The organism is Frankia sp. CcCS3 (genome assembly GCF_977927575.1).
This window is the reverse complement of record NZ_CDWRCL010000072.1, coordinates 1-16,333: the sequence shown is the minus strand read 5'-3', so window position 1 is coordinate 16,333 and position 16,333 is coordinate 1. Positions and strand designations below refer to the sequence as shown.

Below are 16,333 nucleotides of genomic sequence, written 5' to 3'. Positions count from 1 at the left end.
ATCAGCGACAGATCCAGATCCAGTGCAGATGGGCGGCGCACCATGGGTCCGCCGGGTCCGCGGAACCGGCGGCCAGGGCTTCGACCAGGCCGGTCAGCGTGGCCGACGGGCCGATTCCGGCCCTCGGTAGCAGGGTCCCTGTACCGTCCGGGGGGTCGGATCGGCCGGAATCGGATCGGCCGGAGTCAGGCCGAGGGCAGCCCTGGTCATGGCGCGCACCACCGGTGGACCACCGGCGGGCAGCGGGCCGCCGCGGATCCGGCGGCCATCGTCGAGGGCGGCCAACGCGAGATCGACCATTGGCCGTAGCCCCGGGAGAATAGGGACCTCCCGCATCCGCGGACCGTCCGTGGGCCCCCCATTCCTCCGCCCCCGTTCCTCCGCCGGCGTGGGCTTCCCGGCTGGCGTGGGCTCTCCGGCTGGCGCGGTGGCGACAGGTGTGTCAGGGCTGCGCGGGGGGATCATCCGACGGATCCGAACCCGACGGGTGCCTGATCGGCGGGTGGGTGTCCCAAGGCCGCGTGGACGGAGAGCCTGCGGACGGCGGCATCGATGGCGTCGGCGAGGATTGTGAGGACGCGATCGCCCTCCTCATCGCTGAGGATCAGTGGTGGCAACAGCCGGGCGACCGCGCCGTGCCGCCCACCGAGCTCGATGATCAGGCCGCAGCGCAGACATTCGGCCCGTACCAGACCGGCGAGCTGCGGGTCGGCGGGGTGCGCGCCGACGAGGTCGGGGGCTGCGGTCGGATCGACCATCTCGGCGCCGAGCATCAGCCCGCGGCTGCGCACGTCGCCCACCTGCGGCCGGTCCCGGGCGATCTCCGCCAGGCCGGTGAGTAGGCGCGTGCCGAGCCGGGCGGCGCGTTCGTCGAGACGGTCCTCCCGCACCAGGCGCAGCGTGGCGTGGCCTGCGGCCATCGCCAGCTGGTTTCCACGGAAGGTGCCGGTATGTGCCCCGGGCGCCCAGGTGTCCAGCTCAGACCGGTAGGCGATGACGGCCAGTGGCAGCCCGCCGCCGATCGCCTTGGACATGACGATGATGTCGGGGGGTGATACCGCTGTGCTGCGCGGCCCAGTACTTCCCGGTGCGACCGACTCCCGTTTGGACCTCGTCCAGGATCAGTGGGATGCCGCGGCGACGGGTGATCTCGCGGACGGCGCGGAGCCAGCCGTCGGGCGCGGGAATCACCCCGCCCTCGCCCTGAACCGGTTCTACGATCAGTGCCGCCGGCCTGACGACCCCTCCGGCGGGGTCATCGAGGAGACGTTCGATGTAGCGGGCGGACAGCTCGGCACCGTCCGGACCGGGGGCGCGACCAGACCCCACCCCGAACGGGCACCGGTAGGGGAAGGGGAACGGCAGCCGTACGACGGATGTCGACGGCGGCAGAGGATCTTTGACGGCGACGTTCCCGGTCACGGCCAGGGCGCCCGCCGTCATCCCGTGGTATCCACCGGTGAACGCGAGGATGGTCTGGTTGCCCGTCACCGTCTGCGCGAGCTTGATGGCCGCCTCGACCGCGTCGGCGCCGCTCGGGCCGCAGAAGTGCAGCTTCACATCGCTCCCCATGCCGGCCGGCAGGCAGCCACGGAGTTCATCGGTGAAGGCGTCCTTCTCGGGGGTGGCGAGGTCGAGCGTGTGCAAGGGGGCCCCTCGGGTGAGCATCGACGTGATCGCCTCGGTCACCACCGGATGGTTGTGTCCCAGTGCAAGCGTTCCGGCGCCGGCCAGGCAGTCCAGGTAGCGGCGGCCATCCGCGCCGAGAACCATGGTTCCGGACGCCCGGACAGGCACGATCGGGAGGGTCCGCGCATAGGTCCGTGCCGCCGATTCGCGCTGACGCTGACGCGCGAGGATCATGGCCGGGTTCGCGGCACCCGTGGGTGCGGACGTGGGACCCGCGGTGGCGGGGGCTGCGGGCGTGGACCTGGCGGCGACGGGGGTCGTAGTCACGGGGGGTGCGGTCACGGGGGGGCGTCGTCGCGGCTCTCGTGGTTACGGAAGGCACGGCCGCGGAGGGCGCCGTACGGCCGGCTGGGCCGCCGGCGGCGGCGTCACGAGCGGAAACCGTCATCGCGGGCGACTCCCTTTCGCGCAGGCTGATTGAGGGAAGCCTAACCTAAGCCAGTCGCACCATGGTTGCTCCGCGCAAGGTTATGGTGGCGCCAAGCAGATTTGGTGGTCTCTTCATAGTCCGTCCGGGGGAGTCGGGTTGCGGCAGAAACATCGGCCTCAGGCTGTGGTGTTTGCGGCATGTCCACTACACGCCCGTCGATCCGGATCAGACAACCGGTTATGGCGGTGACGAACGTCCCGCGATCGTCCGGCGGCACGGAAGCCGGAGGCGGTCCGTGTGAGGTATCAGGCACCGTTTGCGGATCCGATCCGTGTTTCGTCGCCCCACCATCGGGCTAGCCGACAGAGTCGGGTCCAGATGGAGACCACCCATCCGAGACGACCCATCCGAGACCACCCATCCGAGACCACCCGTCTGGACTATGCGTCCGCGCTCGGCAGCCCGCGGCACACGCCATCGCTCCTGTGCGCCTGGCGGCAGAGTGGGTTGTCCTGTCCCTGGCGGACGACGCGGCTGAGCTCGGGCGCCTGAGGGAGTCTCGGACGACTGATGGAGTGAGGAGTCGATCTGGTGGACCTGCCGCCCTCGGCCGCGCCGCTGCGCGCCCTGCCCGCCGAAAGCCTCCCCCGCCCGGTGTTGACCGCGGTGCGTGACTGGCCGGCTGGCGCCGGAGAGGTCAGTGCCTACTTTTACGACCCGGCGGCGGCCGCGCGGAACGCCGCGGCGCTGCGGGCCTGCCTGTCCATGTGGGCGGAGGTCTGCTACGCGGTCAAGGCCAACAGCTTTCCGCCGATACTCGACGCCCTGTTGCGTGGGCCCGGTCCGGACATCCCTCGGTCGGGGCGGGAACGGAGTGACTCCAGCCTGGGCGCCACCCCGACCGGCGCCAGGACCGGCGCCAGCGGCCGGGGCATCGACGGTTTCGAGGTCTCCTCCGCGCACGAGGTGCGCCTGGCGCAGGCAGCGTACGGCCGGGTCGACCCCGCTCGGCGTCCCCACCTGGTCGCCTCCGGACCGGGGAAATCGATGACCCTGCTTACCGCGCTGGTCTCGGCCGACGTCGACGTCGTCAACGTCGAGAGCTTCGGTGAACTGCGCCGCCTGGACGCCGTCGCCGCCCGACTCGGCCGTCGGGTACGGGCGGCGGTGCGCGTCAACCCGGCCCGAGTGGGACTGGCAGGCTCCCTCCAGATGGGCGGTCGGCCGAGTGCGTTTGGCATCCCCGAAACGGAGGTCCCCGCCGCGCTCGAACTCGCGGCGGATCTGGCCCATATCGACGTCGTCGGATTCCATGTCCACGCGGTGTCCGGCAATCTCGATGCCGCCGCCCATCTGGGCTACGTCCGGTGGTGTCTCGATTTCGCCGCCCGGACGGCTGCCGCGGCCGGGATCGAGCTGCGGATGGTCGACGTGGGCGGTGGATTCGGGGTTCCGTTCGAACCGGACCGGCGCGGTGACCGGCCCTTCGACCTAATCCGATTTGGTGAGGGACTGAGTTCGTTGCCGGTTCCGGACGGAACTCGGGTAATCTTCGAGCCGGGGCGGATGCTGGTGGCCGACTCCGGCTGGTACGCCGCCGAAGTGATCGACGTCAAACATTCCTACGGGACGGAATTCGTGATTCTGCGTGGCGGAATTCATCATTTCGCGCTGCCGACATCGTGGGAGATCATCCATAACTTCGCCGTCGTGGAGAGATCGGGCCGGAACGGTGGGCCGGCGCCGGAGCCGAAGGACACGCGGGAGGCGGTGGTCGAAGGTCGTCCGGTGACGATGGTCGGGGAGCTGTGCACGCCGGAGGACACCCTCGCCCGTGACATCACGGTCGATCGGGTGCGGTCGGGTGACGTCGTCGTCTTCCCCATGGCGGGTGCGTACGGCTACGAGTTCGCGCTGCCGGATTTCCTTGGCCACCCCCGAGCCCGGCGCGTCGAGCTTCAGGGAACGCGGCATGCTCCGTTCCCCACCGATCGGTCGAGCTGATCGGATACCCGGGAGAGGAATGTTCCCTCAGCACCAGGTTTAAGTTCATCGCTCCAGCCGCCATGGCAGTTATTTCTGGCATTCTTGGAAATATTAATCCAAGTCGTATTTTTCAGATTATTGACAATCTGTTGATGGGACGATGCGTACCGTTTATCGGTCTGGCGCCTAAATGGGACATTGCGGACGGCGGGGGCTGATGTGCCGTGGTTCTGGTCTGTTCGGCTGGTCAAAAGCAGGACTTCTGTCACAATGAATAGACAACTAGCAATCTAGGGTGGCATTCCTATCGGATCAGCCGTGACTGCCGATCGGGAGTCACACCAGGACACGGCCGGGAGTATCGATCGGGGAGAAGACCCATGTTTTCGTACCTACATCGTCTCAGGACCATCAGCGTGCTCGGCGCGGCGACCCTCGTCGGCGGGCTGCTTGGCGGCGGTGGTTACGCATACGCGCAGAGCAGTTTCACCGGCAACCCCTGGGTGTTCCGGGCGACCAACCAGAGTGCCGAGGGGCTTCGTATCCAGTCGACGGGCGGGCCCAACGGCCAGCTGTTCATCGTCTACGACCATCTGAACCAACCCATCTTCGCCGTCAACAAGGCCGGCGGCGCCGGTGTGTTCGGGGACAACTTCAACGTCCACCAGGGCAACGACATCCTGCATCCTTGGGTGCGGATCAGCGTCACCGATCCGCAGCCCGCCGACTGCGTGACCACGGGCCAGCTCGTCCTCGGGGGCTCGACCGGTTCGGGTGGCCGCGTCTGGCGGTGCGTCGTCGGGCAGGGGTGGACGCCCGTCCTCTGACGGGACGTGGCCCGTGGCGGGATGCGGCCCGCTCGGACGATCGTGACGTCACGCGACGTCATGATCCGGTGTCGCATTGCTTTTCAAGTAGCGCACGCCCTTTTGCCATGGCATCACATCAAGGTGCCGCTAAGCCTCACTGCCTATGGACGCCGGGGCGACAGCGCCGCACAGGCGACACTGAGCCGGCAGCCGGCCGGCGAATTTGGGGGACCTGAGCACGGTCTGCGGTCCCTGGACCGTGCCTTGCTCCCCATAACTCGGCCGCCGCGATCCTCGCCCGCGTTCCCACCATGACCGCCGCCCTGGACGCCGCGAGCGCCCCGGCCGGCGCATCCGGCCCGAGCATCCCGTTGACGCCCGTCTCGGCCTGGCAACCCGGCGACCCGCTCTTCGCCGCCGGTTCCGATGGCACCCCCGACAACTGGCACCCCCGACAACCCCGGGCACGTCGGCATCTACCTCGGCGGCAACCAGGTGCTGCACGCCCCCACACCGGCGACGTCGTCAGCATCGTTTCGCTCGACCGGTACGAGAAGGTTACCGGCGCCACCAGACCTTCTGCGCTGACCCGCTGACCCGCTGACCAATGATCAGGTGATTCGCCGACCATGTCGGACCCATCCGCTGCGGGGGAGGGCCGGGTGGGGAATGACGTGACGGCGTCAGAGGCCCTTGGTGATGATCGTGACGGCCGCCTTGGCGTCGTTTGGCCGGGCCGCCTCCCAACCCGCGCGTGCCGCTCCGGTGCGGCCTGATCCGGCACGGTCCGATCTCGACCGCCTCGACAGGACCGGGAAGGGGGACATCCCAAAGGCGGACGACAGCAGGGCCGATGCGGAGGCGGATGCGGCCGGGGGGCGGATCGGTGGGGAGCACCGGGCCGCCGGGGCGGAGCGGGTCACGGCGGTGGGTTCGGTGGGTTCGGCGGGTTCGGTCGGTGACGACCCGTCGGCGGACGACGGCCCCTCGGGCAGCGAGGAGTTCCCGGCGTCCGGGGATGCCGCGCCGTCGGCTTCGGGGACGGAGGTGGACCGCCGACCCATCACCGGCGCCGGCAGAACCGGCACGGGCAGGTCGAACCACAGGTACTTCCCTGACTCGACCGCCACCGTCCCCCAGCTGCCCGCCAACGTGTCGAGAACCAGCAGGCCGCGACCGCCCTCGGCGTCCGGCGCGGCCTCACGCCGCTGCGGCAGGACCGTCGAGGTGTCCGACACGGACGCGTGGATCAGACCGGGCCGTATCTCGATGAGCAGCCACAGCGGCGGCTGCCCGTACTTGACCGCGTTCGTCACGAGCTCACTGACGAGCAGCTCGGCGGTGCCGCGCACGTCCTCGGGAAGGTCCGCCAGCCGGATGCCCTCACGGAGCACCCTGCGGGCCTGCGGGACGGCAGAGGGCAGATAGGGGAGCTCGGCGAGTATGTGGGTTGCGGGTGGGCAACTGGACGTTGCCTGCCGTACCACATCCATCGGGACCGAAAACGCGCTCATCGACCACCAAGCCTGTGCGAGGATATCGAGGTGGCTCTACCCACTGGGTGGGGATTGAAGCCTCTGTTTCCGGATCGCACCTCTTGAGGCCATGCCGATACGGCATCCGGCACGGCGCCCGGTGGTGTCTCCTCTCCGTGGGCCCTTCCGTGGGCCCTTCGTGCCCGTGGGGCCCGGGCCTTCGTGCCCGTGGGGTCCGGGGCCCGCGGTACGCCCGCGGGCGTACCGGAGGTGCCCTCGGAGGTAGCCCGGAGCGCCCATCATGCCGGTCAGCCGGGCACGCGCGCCACGAGGATCGCGACGTCGTCGCGCAGGTTGCCGCCGGCGAACCGCTCGGCGGCGGCCAGGACGCGATCCGCGATCCCCTGCGCTGACAGTCCCGCGCACCCCCCGATCGCGTCGAGGAGCCGGTCCTCGCCGAGCAGCTTCCCGCCATTGCGGGCCTCGATCACCCCGTCGGTGTAGAAGACCAGTGACTCGCCCGGGCGCAGGACGATCTCGAACCCCGGAAACGAGACCTCGTCGTCGTCGAGGACGCCGAGCAGGGTTCCCGGGCGACCGACGAGCGAGGCGTGCCCGTCAGCGTGCAGCACCACCGGCTGGGGATGGCCGGCGAGGAACAGCCGCAGTCGGATCCCGGTGCCGGTGCCGGTGCCGGTGCCGGTGTCGGCGGACTCGCTCCCCGCGGGTCCGCCGGCCGGCGCCATGATCGCGGCGGCGGCCAGGGTGCAGAACCGGCTCTGCCCGTTCGGATGAGACGACGTGGCGTCGCGCAGGGTCCGGTTCAACTCGAGCAGCACCTCGCCGAGCTCCGTACCCCGGCCCGTCAGCAGCCGCAGGACGGCGCGGGCCACCCCGGTCACGGTGGCGGCCTCTGCACCCTTGCCACAGACGTCGCCGATGGCGATCGTCCAGCCGAGCGGACCCGACAGCAGGTCGAAGAAGTCGCCGCCGACGTCGAGACCCGCCGACTGCGCGGCGCCATAGGCGGAACCGAGATCCAGTCCCTCGATCATCGGCAGCTCCGGTGGGCGCAGACCCGCCTGGAGCGTGCCGGCCAGTTCCACCTGCCGGCTGTAGAGCCGGGCGTTGTCGACTGCGAAGGCGGCCCGGCGCGCGAGGTCGGCGAGTAGATCGATCTCGTCCGCGGCGAAGGCGTTGCCCTCGGGGCGGCCGAGCGCGAGCACCCCGAGTACCCGCCGCCGGGCCCGCAGTACCATCACGAGCGCCGGTCCGCCGAGCGCGGTCAGCGAACGCACCCGGTCTCCGCTCGCGGAGCGCACCGCCGCCATCAACAGGCCGTCCGGGTCGACCGCGGCAGCGGTCAGGGCGCCCGCCGCATTCTCCTCCGCGTGCGCCGCCGCCCACAGGGCGGGATCGGCGTTCTCCCGGTGCAGGTACACCGCGCACCACTGGGCCAACCGTGGGACCGGCAACCGCGCGAGCAGCGCCAGCGAGCGGCTCAGGTCCAGGCTGCCCGCCAGCAGATCGGACGCCTCGGCGAGGAAGGACAGCATCCCGATGCGGCGTTCCTCGGCGCGTCGCATGTCGCCGCCGCCGAGGGCCAGGGCCATCCATCGGGTCGTCAGGCGGATGCGTTCCACGTCCAGCCCGGCCGCCGCGGCGGCATCCGTCCAGCGGACCTCGCCAGAGACCTCCGCTCCGCCCGAACCGCCGGTGCCGCCCGAACCACTCGGGCGGCCGCCGGCCGCCGGCCAGAGCAGCAGTTCGCCGAGGCTCTCCTGCGTCGGATCCAGCGGGAACGAGAGCGCCTCGGTGACCGAGCTGACGGCCCCAAGCGTGGCCACGGTCTCCAACCGGCCGCCGTCGCGCCCGGGACGCCGCACCAGCCCAGCGGTTACCGCGAGCGCGTCCACCAGTTGCGCGAGCAGTTCGCTGACCTCGCCCTCGGCGGTGAGAGCACGGGCGGTGTCCCGGGCTATCAGCCGGACCGGACGCGCCGGTACCACGGGGGCCGGGGCCGCGCGGGGCGCGGGACTGGTCACAGCCACAGCGGGCGAGGACGAGGACGCGGACGACGAGGCACCGGCGGCCTCGTCGTCGCCCGCCGCCGGGGTGTGCGAGCCGTCGCCGACGGTTCCCAGGCGGAACCAGACGGTCTTGCCGCCGCGGCCGTGCTCGGTCCCCCAGCTCGTCGCGAGCGCGTCAACGAGGGCGAGGCCGCGGCCGTCCTCGCGCAGCCCGTCGATGCCGAAGTCGGCGTCCCCGACCTTCTTTACCCGGGCCATGCCGATGCGGACCGGATGCCGGTCGGCGACCCCGACCCGCACGCCGTCACCGTCCGCGCGCACCTCCACGGTGGCCGAGGTGCCCGCGTGCACGACGACATTGGTGACCAGCTCGGTGACGAGCAGAAGCGCGGAGTCCAACAGGTCGTCGTCCAGCCGCCCGTGCAACGCCTCGAGCAGGAAGCGCCGGGCGGCCCGGGGGGAGTCGGGCGTCGGTGGCAACGCGATGGCGCGCGCCGGCATCGTCCCACCCCCTGCTGCGCCATACATGTGCTCAGTCTCTCCTGCGTTGTCCATCGTGAGGCGGATACTGGCGGCTGGTGTCACCTGTCCACCGACGCCGCCCCACGCTGGTGCCCGTGGGAGACCGCCCTTGACCCGGGTCCTCCGCCCGGCCCGGGATCCGGGACGATCGTGTCGACCGAGCTCAGGTAGGAGACCAATGAGCCCCGCATACGACCCGCAACCCTCGGCTCGTCATGATCTGGATGCACCCGGCGGTGACGCTACCGCGACCATCGTGCCCCATGCATCCCTTCTCGCGGACGACACTCGGGCGCCGATGGCCGCCGCCGACGAGCTGATCGCGGATCTCCTGCACGGGCTGACCCGCCTGTGCGAGGGCGACTTCTCGACCCGCCTCGCGGCGCGGGACGGCTACGCCGGTGACGTGGTGCGCAAGTTCGACGAGCTGGCCGCCATCCAGGAGCGCCACGCGCGTGAGTTGGCCCGGGTCAGCAGGGTGATCCGCCGTGACGGCCGGCTCACCCTGCGGATGGAGGACATGGGCAGCCCCGGCGGCTGGTCCGACATGACGCAGGCGGTGAATTCCCTCATCGACGACCTGGCCCGGCCGACCCACGAGGTGGCGCGGGTCATAGCGGCGGTGGCCGAGGGGGACCTGTCCCAGCACATGGCGTTGGAGATCGCCGGCCAGCCGGTGCGTGGGGAGTTCCTGCGGATCGGCACCACGGTGAACACGATGGTGGACCAGTTGTCGTCGTTCGCGGACGAGGTGACCCGGGTCGCCCGCGAGGTGGGCACGGAGGGCAACCTGGGCGGGCAGGCCAAGGTCAAGGGCGTCTCGGGGGTATGGCGGGACCTCACCGAGTCGGTGAATTCGATGGCGGGCAACCTGACCAGCCAGGTCCGCAACATCGCGCTGGTGACCACGGCGGTGGCCCGCGGCGACCTGAGCCAGAAGATCACCGTGACCGCGCAGGGTGAGATCGCTGAGCTGAAGGACACTGTCAACACGATGGTCGACCAGCTCTCCTCGTTCGCCGCGGAGATCACCCGGGTGGGCCGGGAGGTCGGCGTCGAGGGTAAGCTCGGCGGTCAGGCCACCGTAGCCGGAGTCGCCGGAACGTGGAAGGACCTCACCGACAACGTCAACCAGTTGGCGTCCACGCTGACCATCCAGCTGCGGGCGATCGGCGACGTCTCCACCGCGGTGACCCGCGGTGACCTGACCCGGTCCATCTCGGTGGAGGCCGAGGGCGAGGTCGCCGAGCTCAAGGACAACATCAACCAGATGATCGCGCGACTGCGCGAGACCACCGAGGTCAACGCCCAGCAGGACTGGCTGAAGTCCAACCTGGCCCGGATCGGCAGCAAGATGCAGGGCCAGCGCGATCTCTACGCAGTCTGCCAGATGATCATCAGTGAGATGGCGCCCGCGGTCAACGCCCAGCAGGGCACGGTCTACCTGCTCGACTTCATCGAGGGTGACAAGCTGCGCTACGTCGCCGGCTACGGCTCGGTGCCCCGGCGTCGCTCGGACGGCACCTTCCTGTTCGGCGAAGGACTCATCGGGCAGGCGGCCCTGGAGCGCGACCGTATCCGGGTCGAGCACGTACCCGCCGGCTACCTCAACATCCGTAGCGGACTCGGCGAGGCGCCGCCGTGCGACCTGGTCGTCGTGCCGGTCGTGTTCGAGAACCAGGTGCTCGGCGTCATCGAGCTGGCCTCGTTCTCGCCGTTCTCCGAGCTGCACCTCACCCTGGTCGACCAGCTCGTCGACACCATCGGGGTGGTGCTGAACACGATCATGGCGAACGCTCGGACGGAGGAGCTGCTGGCCCAGTCCCAGCGGCTCACCCAGGAGCTGCGTTCGCAGTCGGTCGAGCTGCAGCGGACGAACAACGAGCTCGAGGAGAAGGCGGCGCTGCTCGAGGAGAAGAACCACGAGATCGAGCTGGCCCGCATCGGGTTGGAGGAGAAGGCCGAGCAGCTGGCGCTGTCGTCGCAGTACAAGTCGGAGTTCCTGGCGAACATGAGCCACGAGCTGCGCACGCCGCTCAACAGTCTGCTCATCCTCGCCAAGCTGCTGGCCGACAACCCGGACCGTAACCTCTCCCGCAAGCAGATCGACTTCGCCGAGACGATCCACTCCGCCGGTTCCGAGCTGCTCGAGTTGATCAACGATATCCTGGACCTGTCGAAGGTCGACGCCGGGAAGATGAACGTCGATGCGACCACCGTGCGCACAGCGGCGCTCTGCGACGCGGTCGCCGGGGTCTTCGGCCCCGTGGCGGAGGAGAAGGGCCTGTCATTCCAGGTCAACCTCGCTCCCGACGTGCCAGCCGAGTTCGTCACCGACGAGCAGCGCCTCCAGCAGGTGCTGAAGAACCTCCTGTCGAACGCGGTGAAGTTCACCGACACCGGCACCGTCCGGCTCGACGTCACCGTCGCCCGGTCGGATCTGCCCTTCCTCTCGCCGAGCCTGTGTTCCGCGGGCACGGTGTTGTCGTTCGCGGTCACCGACACCGGAATCGGGGTCGCCGCCGAGAAGCTTCGGATGATCTTCGAGGCGTTCCAGCAGGCGGATGGCACGACGTCGCGTCGCTACGGCGGCACCGGGCTCGGCCTGTCGATCAGCAAGGAGATCGCCCGCCTGCTGGGCGGCGCCATCGCGGTCTCCAGCGTGGTCGGCCGTGGGAGCACCTTCACCCTCTACCTGCCGTCGGCCCCGCCGGCGCAGATGCCGTCCTTCGGGGTCACGCCGGGCGAGCCGGACAACGTTCTCATGATCGTCGATCCGTCGGGCCAGTACCTCGGGCGGCGGTCGGGTGAGAGGGTGGACGCGGGAGCGGGTGGCGGACCCGCGTCCGCCGGCCGCGATGCCGGGCCCGCGAACGGATGGCAGAGCCCCGACGCGGACCGGTTCGGCACGACGGCACTCGTACCTTCGTCCCCGACCTCGTCCCCGACCTCGTCCCCGCCGACCTCGTCCCCGACCCGTTCCGGGTCCGGCGCGGGGGGAACCGCCGGGCACGGGGGCACGGGTGGAATCGGCAGCGCCCACTGGTCCGCCGCGGCCGGCGGGCCGGCGGATGGCTCGGCGGCCTTCACCTCGGGCTGGCGGCCGAGCGAGCCCGTCACGGTGGGGACTCCGTTCCTCACCGAGTCCACCGAGTCCGCCAGCCGCCCGCTGACCGAGGGATCGGAAGGATCCGATCCCCTGGTCGGTGCCACGGTGCTGGTCGTCGACGACGACGTCCGCAACGTCTTCGCGCTCACCAGTGCGCTGGAGATGTACGGCATGCGGGTCCTCTACGCCGACAACGGTCATGATGCGATCCGTATGCTGCAGCAGGACACCCCGCCCGTGCACCTCGTGCTGATGGATATGATGTTGCCGGGCATGGACGGCAATGAAACGACCTCGATGATCCGTGACATGCTGGCGTTCGCGGATCTGCCGATCTTGGTGCTGACTGCCAAGGCCATGCCGGGAGACCGGGAGAAGAGCATCACCGCCGGGGCCACCGACTACATCACCAAGCCCGTGGATCTGGACCATCTCCTCGGGGTGATGCGGTCGTATCTGTATTGATCAGATCGCGTATGGTGCGCATCGGGTGGCTATCGGTGGGGCGGTGAGATGCCGTCGGGAGCGATCAGTGATCGTGGAGGGGTGGCGACGCCCACCACGGGTCGGTAGGGCGATCGGGAAGGAGGAGGCAGGCGGGTGACCGAGCGGACCAGCGGTTCCGTCGACGGCGAAGGTGGGCCGAGCACGGAACGGCCCCGCAGCAAGATCCTGCTGGTCGACGATCGAGCGGACAACCTGATGGCCTTGGAGGCGATTCTCGCCTCGCTGGATCAGGATCTCGTCACGGCGTCGTCGGGTGATGGACGGTTTCGAGACAGCGCACCGGATCAAGCAGCGGGGGCGTACCCGAGACACTCCGATCATCTTTCTGACGGCGATCGACCGCGAGCCGCACCACGCGTTCCGCGGCTACGCTGTCCGCGCGGTCGACTACATCGCGAAGCCTTTCGACCCCTGGTTGCTCCGGGCCAAGGTCAGCGTCTTCGTCGAGCTGTTCGAGAAGAACGAGCGGCTGGCCGAGCTGGTCCACCAGCGTGTTCGCGACTTTGATTCTCTGACGGAGATCGCGGAGCGGCTGATCGCGTTGGACGTCCTGTTGGAGGGCAGCGGCCGCAGCTCCGCCGAGGAGACCCTCGCGGCGGCCGGGGCCGAGGTCCGCGGACTCGTCGCTCGGTTGCAGCCCTTCGCTCGGCCGACGAACGCCTGATCGTCCACGGCGCCGGCCGGCGCCCGCCGGCGGGCGCCGGCCTCCCGCCAGCATTATGCGGGATGGCGTGGGTGCGGCTGCTCGACCACTACAAGGGGGCGCCCGGCCCATGGCCCGCGCCGATAACATGAATTTGTCGACCAGATCCGCCGCCGTGCCGGCACGGCCGGTTTGTGTAGTCGTAGGAGGTTTCGTCATATGGCGATATCCCGGCGCAACCTCCCTGGGCTCACTGGGACTGATCTCCAGACTATCGGTCCGTATACAGTTGAACGGAAGCTGGTCGACGCCAGGACAGGACCGGTGTTTCTTGCACGTAACGGCGAGGCGCGTCCGGTCCTCGTCAAGACGATCACCGCGCCCTTCGGGCGGGACACAGAGTTCCGTCGGCGCCTGCGCGTCGACCTCGACAACATCCGCCGGTTGGCGCCGTCCTGCCTCGCCGCCATCCTCGACCTCGACACGGGCGCTCGCCCCCCCTACGTCGTCGCGGAGTTCATCGACGCCCCGACTCTCGCCGCAACCGTCGCCGACGGCGGAGCGTTGTCCGGACCGGACACCCACCGGCTCGCCGTCGGGCTGGCGACGGCTCTGGCCGCACTGCACGAATCGGAAATTTTCCTCGGCGATCTGAAGCCTATCAATGTGGTTCTTTCCGAGCGGAGGCTGCGGCTGATTGACTTCGGGCTCTTCCGAGCGATGAATGCGGTAAGCATGAATAATCCGGGCGGACCGCCGTCCGGTATCGGCACACTTGCGTTCATAACGCCCGAACAGGTTCTCGGACAGACCGCCACCGTCGCATCGGATGTCTTTACCTGGGGCAGCGTGCTGTTATTCGCCGTGACCGGCCGGCCGCCATTCGGTGCCGGAACGCCCCGGGTCCTGCTGCAGCGGGCCGTCTACGCGGAACCCGACCTGTCCGTGTTCAGTCCGGAGCTGCGCGAGCTGGTCGCGGCGGCGATGCGCAAGGACCCGAAGCGCCGGCCGGCCGCGGCCGAACTGCTCGAACAGCTGGTGGCCCATCCGACACGAAGCAGCGAGGCGGAGCCTGCGGTCGAGCCCACCCGGCGTCTCGCCCTGCCTGCGGGTGTCATCGAGACGCCGGTCCCGGTGCAGACGAGGCGGGCGGCCGAGTCCGAGTCGAAACCGGAGGTCGTAGGCACGAGCGACCTCGCTGCCCGTGCCATCGGTGCCATACACGGCCTCGAGATCGTGCTCGAGGCCGCGACTGAGACCGAGGCCGTGCTCGAGACCAGGGCGGTACGTGGGGCCGGGCCGGCCGCGGAGATCACGGCCGTCCCGCCGGCTGCCGCGGTCGCCCTCAGCGCCGTCCGTACCGGAGCAGAGCCGCGGATGCGTCCGTCGTCTCCCGGTCCGTCGGCCCCCGTGGCCGGTGCGCCTGCCCCACAGCCCACCGCGGCCGCGAGCGCGCGCGCAAGCCACGTCCAGGAGAAAACCGGGAACGTCTCCGCCTTATCGTCATCATCGTCACCGCGGGATCACCTGGACCGCGGGTGGCTCCGACGCGTGCTCTCGATTGGCGTGGCGGCCTCGGTGCTCGTCCTCCCGACCGTTGTGATCGTCGATACGCTGCGGGAGCGCAGCGCGGCGGCCACGTCGCGCGAGGCGGCCCGTGGCGCGATGCGCCTTCTCGACCGGGAACCGGATCTCGCCGGTCAACTCGCCGTCTCGGCCTACCGCACGGCTCCGACCTCGGCCGCGGCGGAGGCGCTGGTCAATGCGAGCGTCCGGCAGATCGGGCCGGCGACGGGAGCGATCCGCGATCTGCTGATCACCCCGGATGGTCGATATCTAATTATCATCGGTGACTTCGGCGGGTCGGTGTGGAGCATCATCGGTCCTGGCCGGGTGCGTCACGTTACCGACCTGCCCGCGGTGGCCGCAGCCACGGGAGATCGCAGCCCCCTCGCGGCCGGGATCGCCCCGGCGGCAATGGTGAAGGGCCTGCTCGCCGTCGCGCTGGTACCCGCATCCGGTCCAGCCATGGGGGTGCGGGCGTCCACGACCATGGTGACGGCGGGGACGGACCGGGTGATCCGGTTATGGCGGCTGGCCCAGCCCGGGCTCACGGACGACGGTGACCTTCAGTCGGCGATCAAAATCGGTCAGCGAGTGAGTCTGCTCGCCGAGCTGCGGGGACACACGGGTACGGTGGCGAGCGTCGCGGTGAGCGCGGATGGCCGGACCCTGGCCTCGGCGGGTGCCGATCGCGTCGTCCGTCTCTGGGACATCAGCCACCCGCAGAATCCTCGCGCCCTCGCCGAACTGCCCCAGCCGGCGGAGGTCACCAGCCTCGCCTTCACGCCCGACGGCGACTCGCTCGCCGTCGGGGGGGCAGGCCATCTCTCCGTCTGGGATGTGACCGCTGCCGGGCAACCGCGCCGCCGGGCCCACCTGACCGCGGCCGCCACTGTCCGCAAGCTCCTCGCCAGCCCGGACGGCCGGTGGCTCGCTGTGGCGAGTACCTCCGACGGCGGCTCGTTGACGGAGATCTATGGGCTGGACAGCCCCCGGGGACTGCACCGCCTCACCGCCATCGCGAGCCGACCGGGCCAGGCCGGTTCGATCGCGCTCTCCGCCGACGGGCGGGTCCTCGCTGTCAGTACCCCGGCCGGTCAGGTGACCCTCTGGGACATGCGCTCACCGTCCCGGCCGGTGCAGCCGGCCACCCTGCCGGTCGGCACCGCGCCGACGGCGACGGTCTTCGGACTTCTGGGACATGAGGGCGTCCTCGCCGGCGTGGCCGGTGACGCCGTCCGTCTCTGGCAGCTCGACCTGCTCGCGGCCGAGGACGAGATCTGTGCCAGGGCCGAGGGCCGCATCAATCGGGAGCAGTGGCGGACCTACCTCGGTCACCGGCGCTACGACCCGCCCTGTGACTGACCCGGCCGGCTATCGCGAGAAGTGGCGCGCGGCGCCGTAACCGGGGCCCTGTTCCGGGCGGCCCGTCCGGGACGTCCATCGCCACTGGACCGAGATGCGTCCGGCGACGTGCTCCCGGACCCTGGGCACCGCGTGCAGCCAGTCGGCCTGGGCCCGACCTCCCAGCACGATCAGATCACCGCCGGCCGGGGAGAGGTCGCGAGCGCCGGATGCCTCCGGGTCGTCGAGGATCCGTCGGCCGGGCGGCAGGTGGCGGGACTTGATC

Annotated in this window: 8 protein-coding genes and 2 pseudogenes; 5 read left to right on the top strand and 5 right to left on the bottom strand. The window is 70.1% G+C overall.

What is annotated here, in order from left to right; translation table 11 throughout:
* Positions 1–461 precede the first annotated feature (461 nt).
* Positions 462–1,034 (bottom strand): aminotransferase class III-fold pyridoxal phosphate-dependent enzyme, encoded by a 573-nt coding sequence (locus AC08OQ_RS08970; protein WP_476601396.1) that lies wholly within the window; start codon positions 1,032–1,034, stop codon positions 462–464.
* Positions 979–1,971, bottom strand: coding sequence for an aminotransferase class III-fold pyridoxal phosphate-dependent enzyme (locus AC08OQ_RS08965; RefSeq protein ID WP_476604912.1), 993 nt, complete (start codon positions 1,969–1,971; stop codon positions 979–981). The genes AC08OQ_RS08970 and AC08OQ_RS08965 overlap by 56 nt, the downstream gene beginning before the upstream one ends.
* Positions 1,972–2,650: 679 nt before the next feature.
* On the opposite strand from AC08OQ_RS08965, the gene AC08OQ_RS08960 reads away from it, so the two are divergent.
* A complete protein-coding gene (locus AC08OQ_RS08960; RefSeq protein ID WP_476601398.1) occupies positions 2,651–4,063 on the top strand; it encodes a type III PLP-dependent enzyme domain-containing protein in 1,413 nt (470 codons plus the stop codon).
* Positions 4,064–4,425: 362 nt separating this feature from the next.
* Complete coding sequence (locus AC08OQ_RS08955) at positions 4,426–4,872, top strand: hypothetical protein (RefSeq protein WP_462187540.1); 447 nt, start codon at positions 4,426–4,428, stop codon at positions 4,870–4,872.
* A gap of 665 nt (positions 4,873–5,537) precedes the next feature.
* Here AC08OQ_RS08955 and AC08OQ_RS08950 read toward each other — a convergent pair.
* Together AC08OQ_RS08950 and AC08OQ_RS08945 are read right to left on the bottom strand one after the other, a co-directional pair.
* Complete coding sequence (locus tag AC08OQ_RS08950) at positions 5,538–6,368, bottom strand: ATP-binding protein (protein WP_476601400.1); 831 nt, start codon at positions 6,366–6,368, stop codon at positions 5,538–5,540.
* A gap of 269 nt (positions 6,369–6,637) precedes the next feature.
* On the bottom strand, positions 6,638–8,887 hold the full coding sequence (locus AC08OQ_RS08945; protein ID WP_476601401.1) for a SpoIIE family protein phosphatase: 2,250 nt from the start codon (positions 8,885–8,887) through the stop codon (positions 6,638–6,640).
* 172 nt (positions 8,888–9,059) lie between these two features.
* Between AC08OQ_RS08945 and AC08OQ_RS08940 the strand changes: the two genes are divergently transcribed.
* The 3 genes and pseudogenes from AC08OQ_RS08940 to AC08OQ_RS08930 all read left to right on the top strand — a co-directional run bounded on the left by AC08OQ_RS08940 (position 9,060) and on the right by AC08OQ_RS08930 (position 16,068).
* Positions 9,060–12,455 carry a hybrid sensor histidine kinase/response regulator gene (locus AC08OQ_RS08940; RefSeq protein WP_476604911.1) on the top strand — a complete coding sequence of 1,132 codons (3,396 nt, stop codon included), beginning with the start codon at positions 9,060–9,062 and terminating at the stop codon, positions 12,453–12,455.
* Positions 12,456–12,590: 135 nt separating this feature from the next.
* Positions 12,591–13,161, top strand: a pseudogene (locus AC08OQ_RS08935) (response regulator).
* 303 nt (positions 13,162–13,464) lie between these two features.
* On the top strand, positions 13,465–16,068 hold the full coding sequence (locus tag AC08OQ_RS08930) for a WD40 repeat domain-containing serine/threonine protein kinase (RefSeq protein ID WP_476601629.1): 2,604 nt from the start codon (positions 13,465–13,467) through the stop codon (positions 16,066–16,068).
* Between the two features lie 9 nt (positions 16,069–16,077).
* Here AC08OQ_RS08930 and AC08OQ_RS08925 read toward each other — a convergent pair.
* Positions 16,078–16,333 (bottom strand): annotated as a pseudogene (locus AC08OQ_RS08925) (alpha-ketoglutarate-dependent dioxygenase AlkB); the annotation flags it as partial.

Bases quoted from the DNA above. Each gene is read 5' to 3' on its own strand.
- AC08OQ_RS08970 (WP_476601396.1), bottom strand. From the start codon at position 1,034: ATGTCCAAGGCGATCGGCGGCGGGCTGCCACTGGCCGTCATCGCCTAC.
- AC08OQ_RS08955 (WP_462187540.1), top strand. From the start codon at position 4,426: ATGTTTTCGTACCTACATCGTCTCAGGACCATCAGCGTGCTCGGCGCG.
- AC08OQ_RS08950 (WP_476601400.1), bottom strand. From the start codon at position 6,368: ATGAGCGCGTTTTCGGTCCCGATGGATGTGGTACGGCAGGCAACGTCC.
- AC08OQ_RS08945 (WP_476601401.1), bottom strand. From the start codon at position 8,887: ATGTATGGCGCAGCAGGGGGTGGGACGATGCCGGCGCGCGCCATCGCG.
- AC08OQ_RS08940 (WP_476604911.1), top strand. From the start codon at position 9,060: ATGAGCCCCGCATACGACCCGCAACCCTCGGCTCGTCATGATCTGGAT.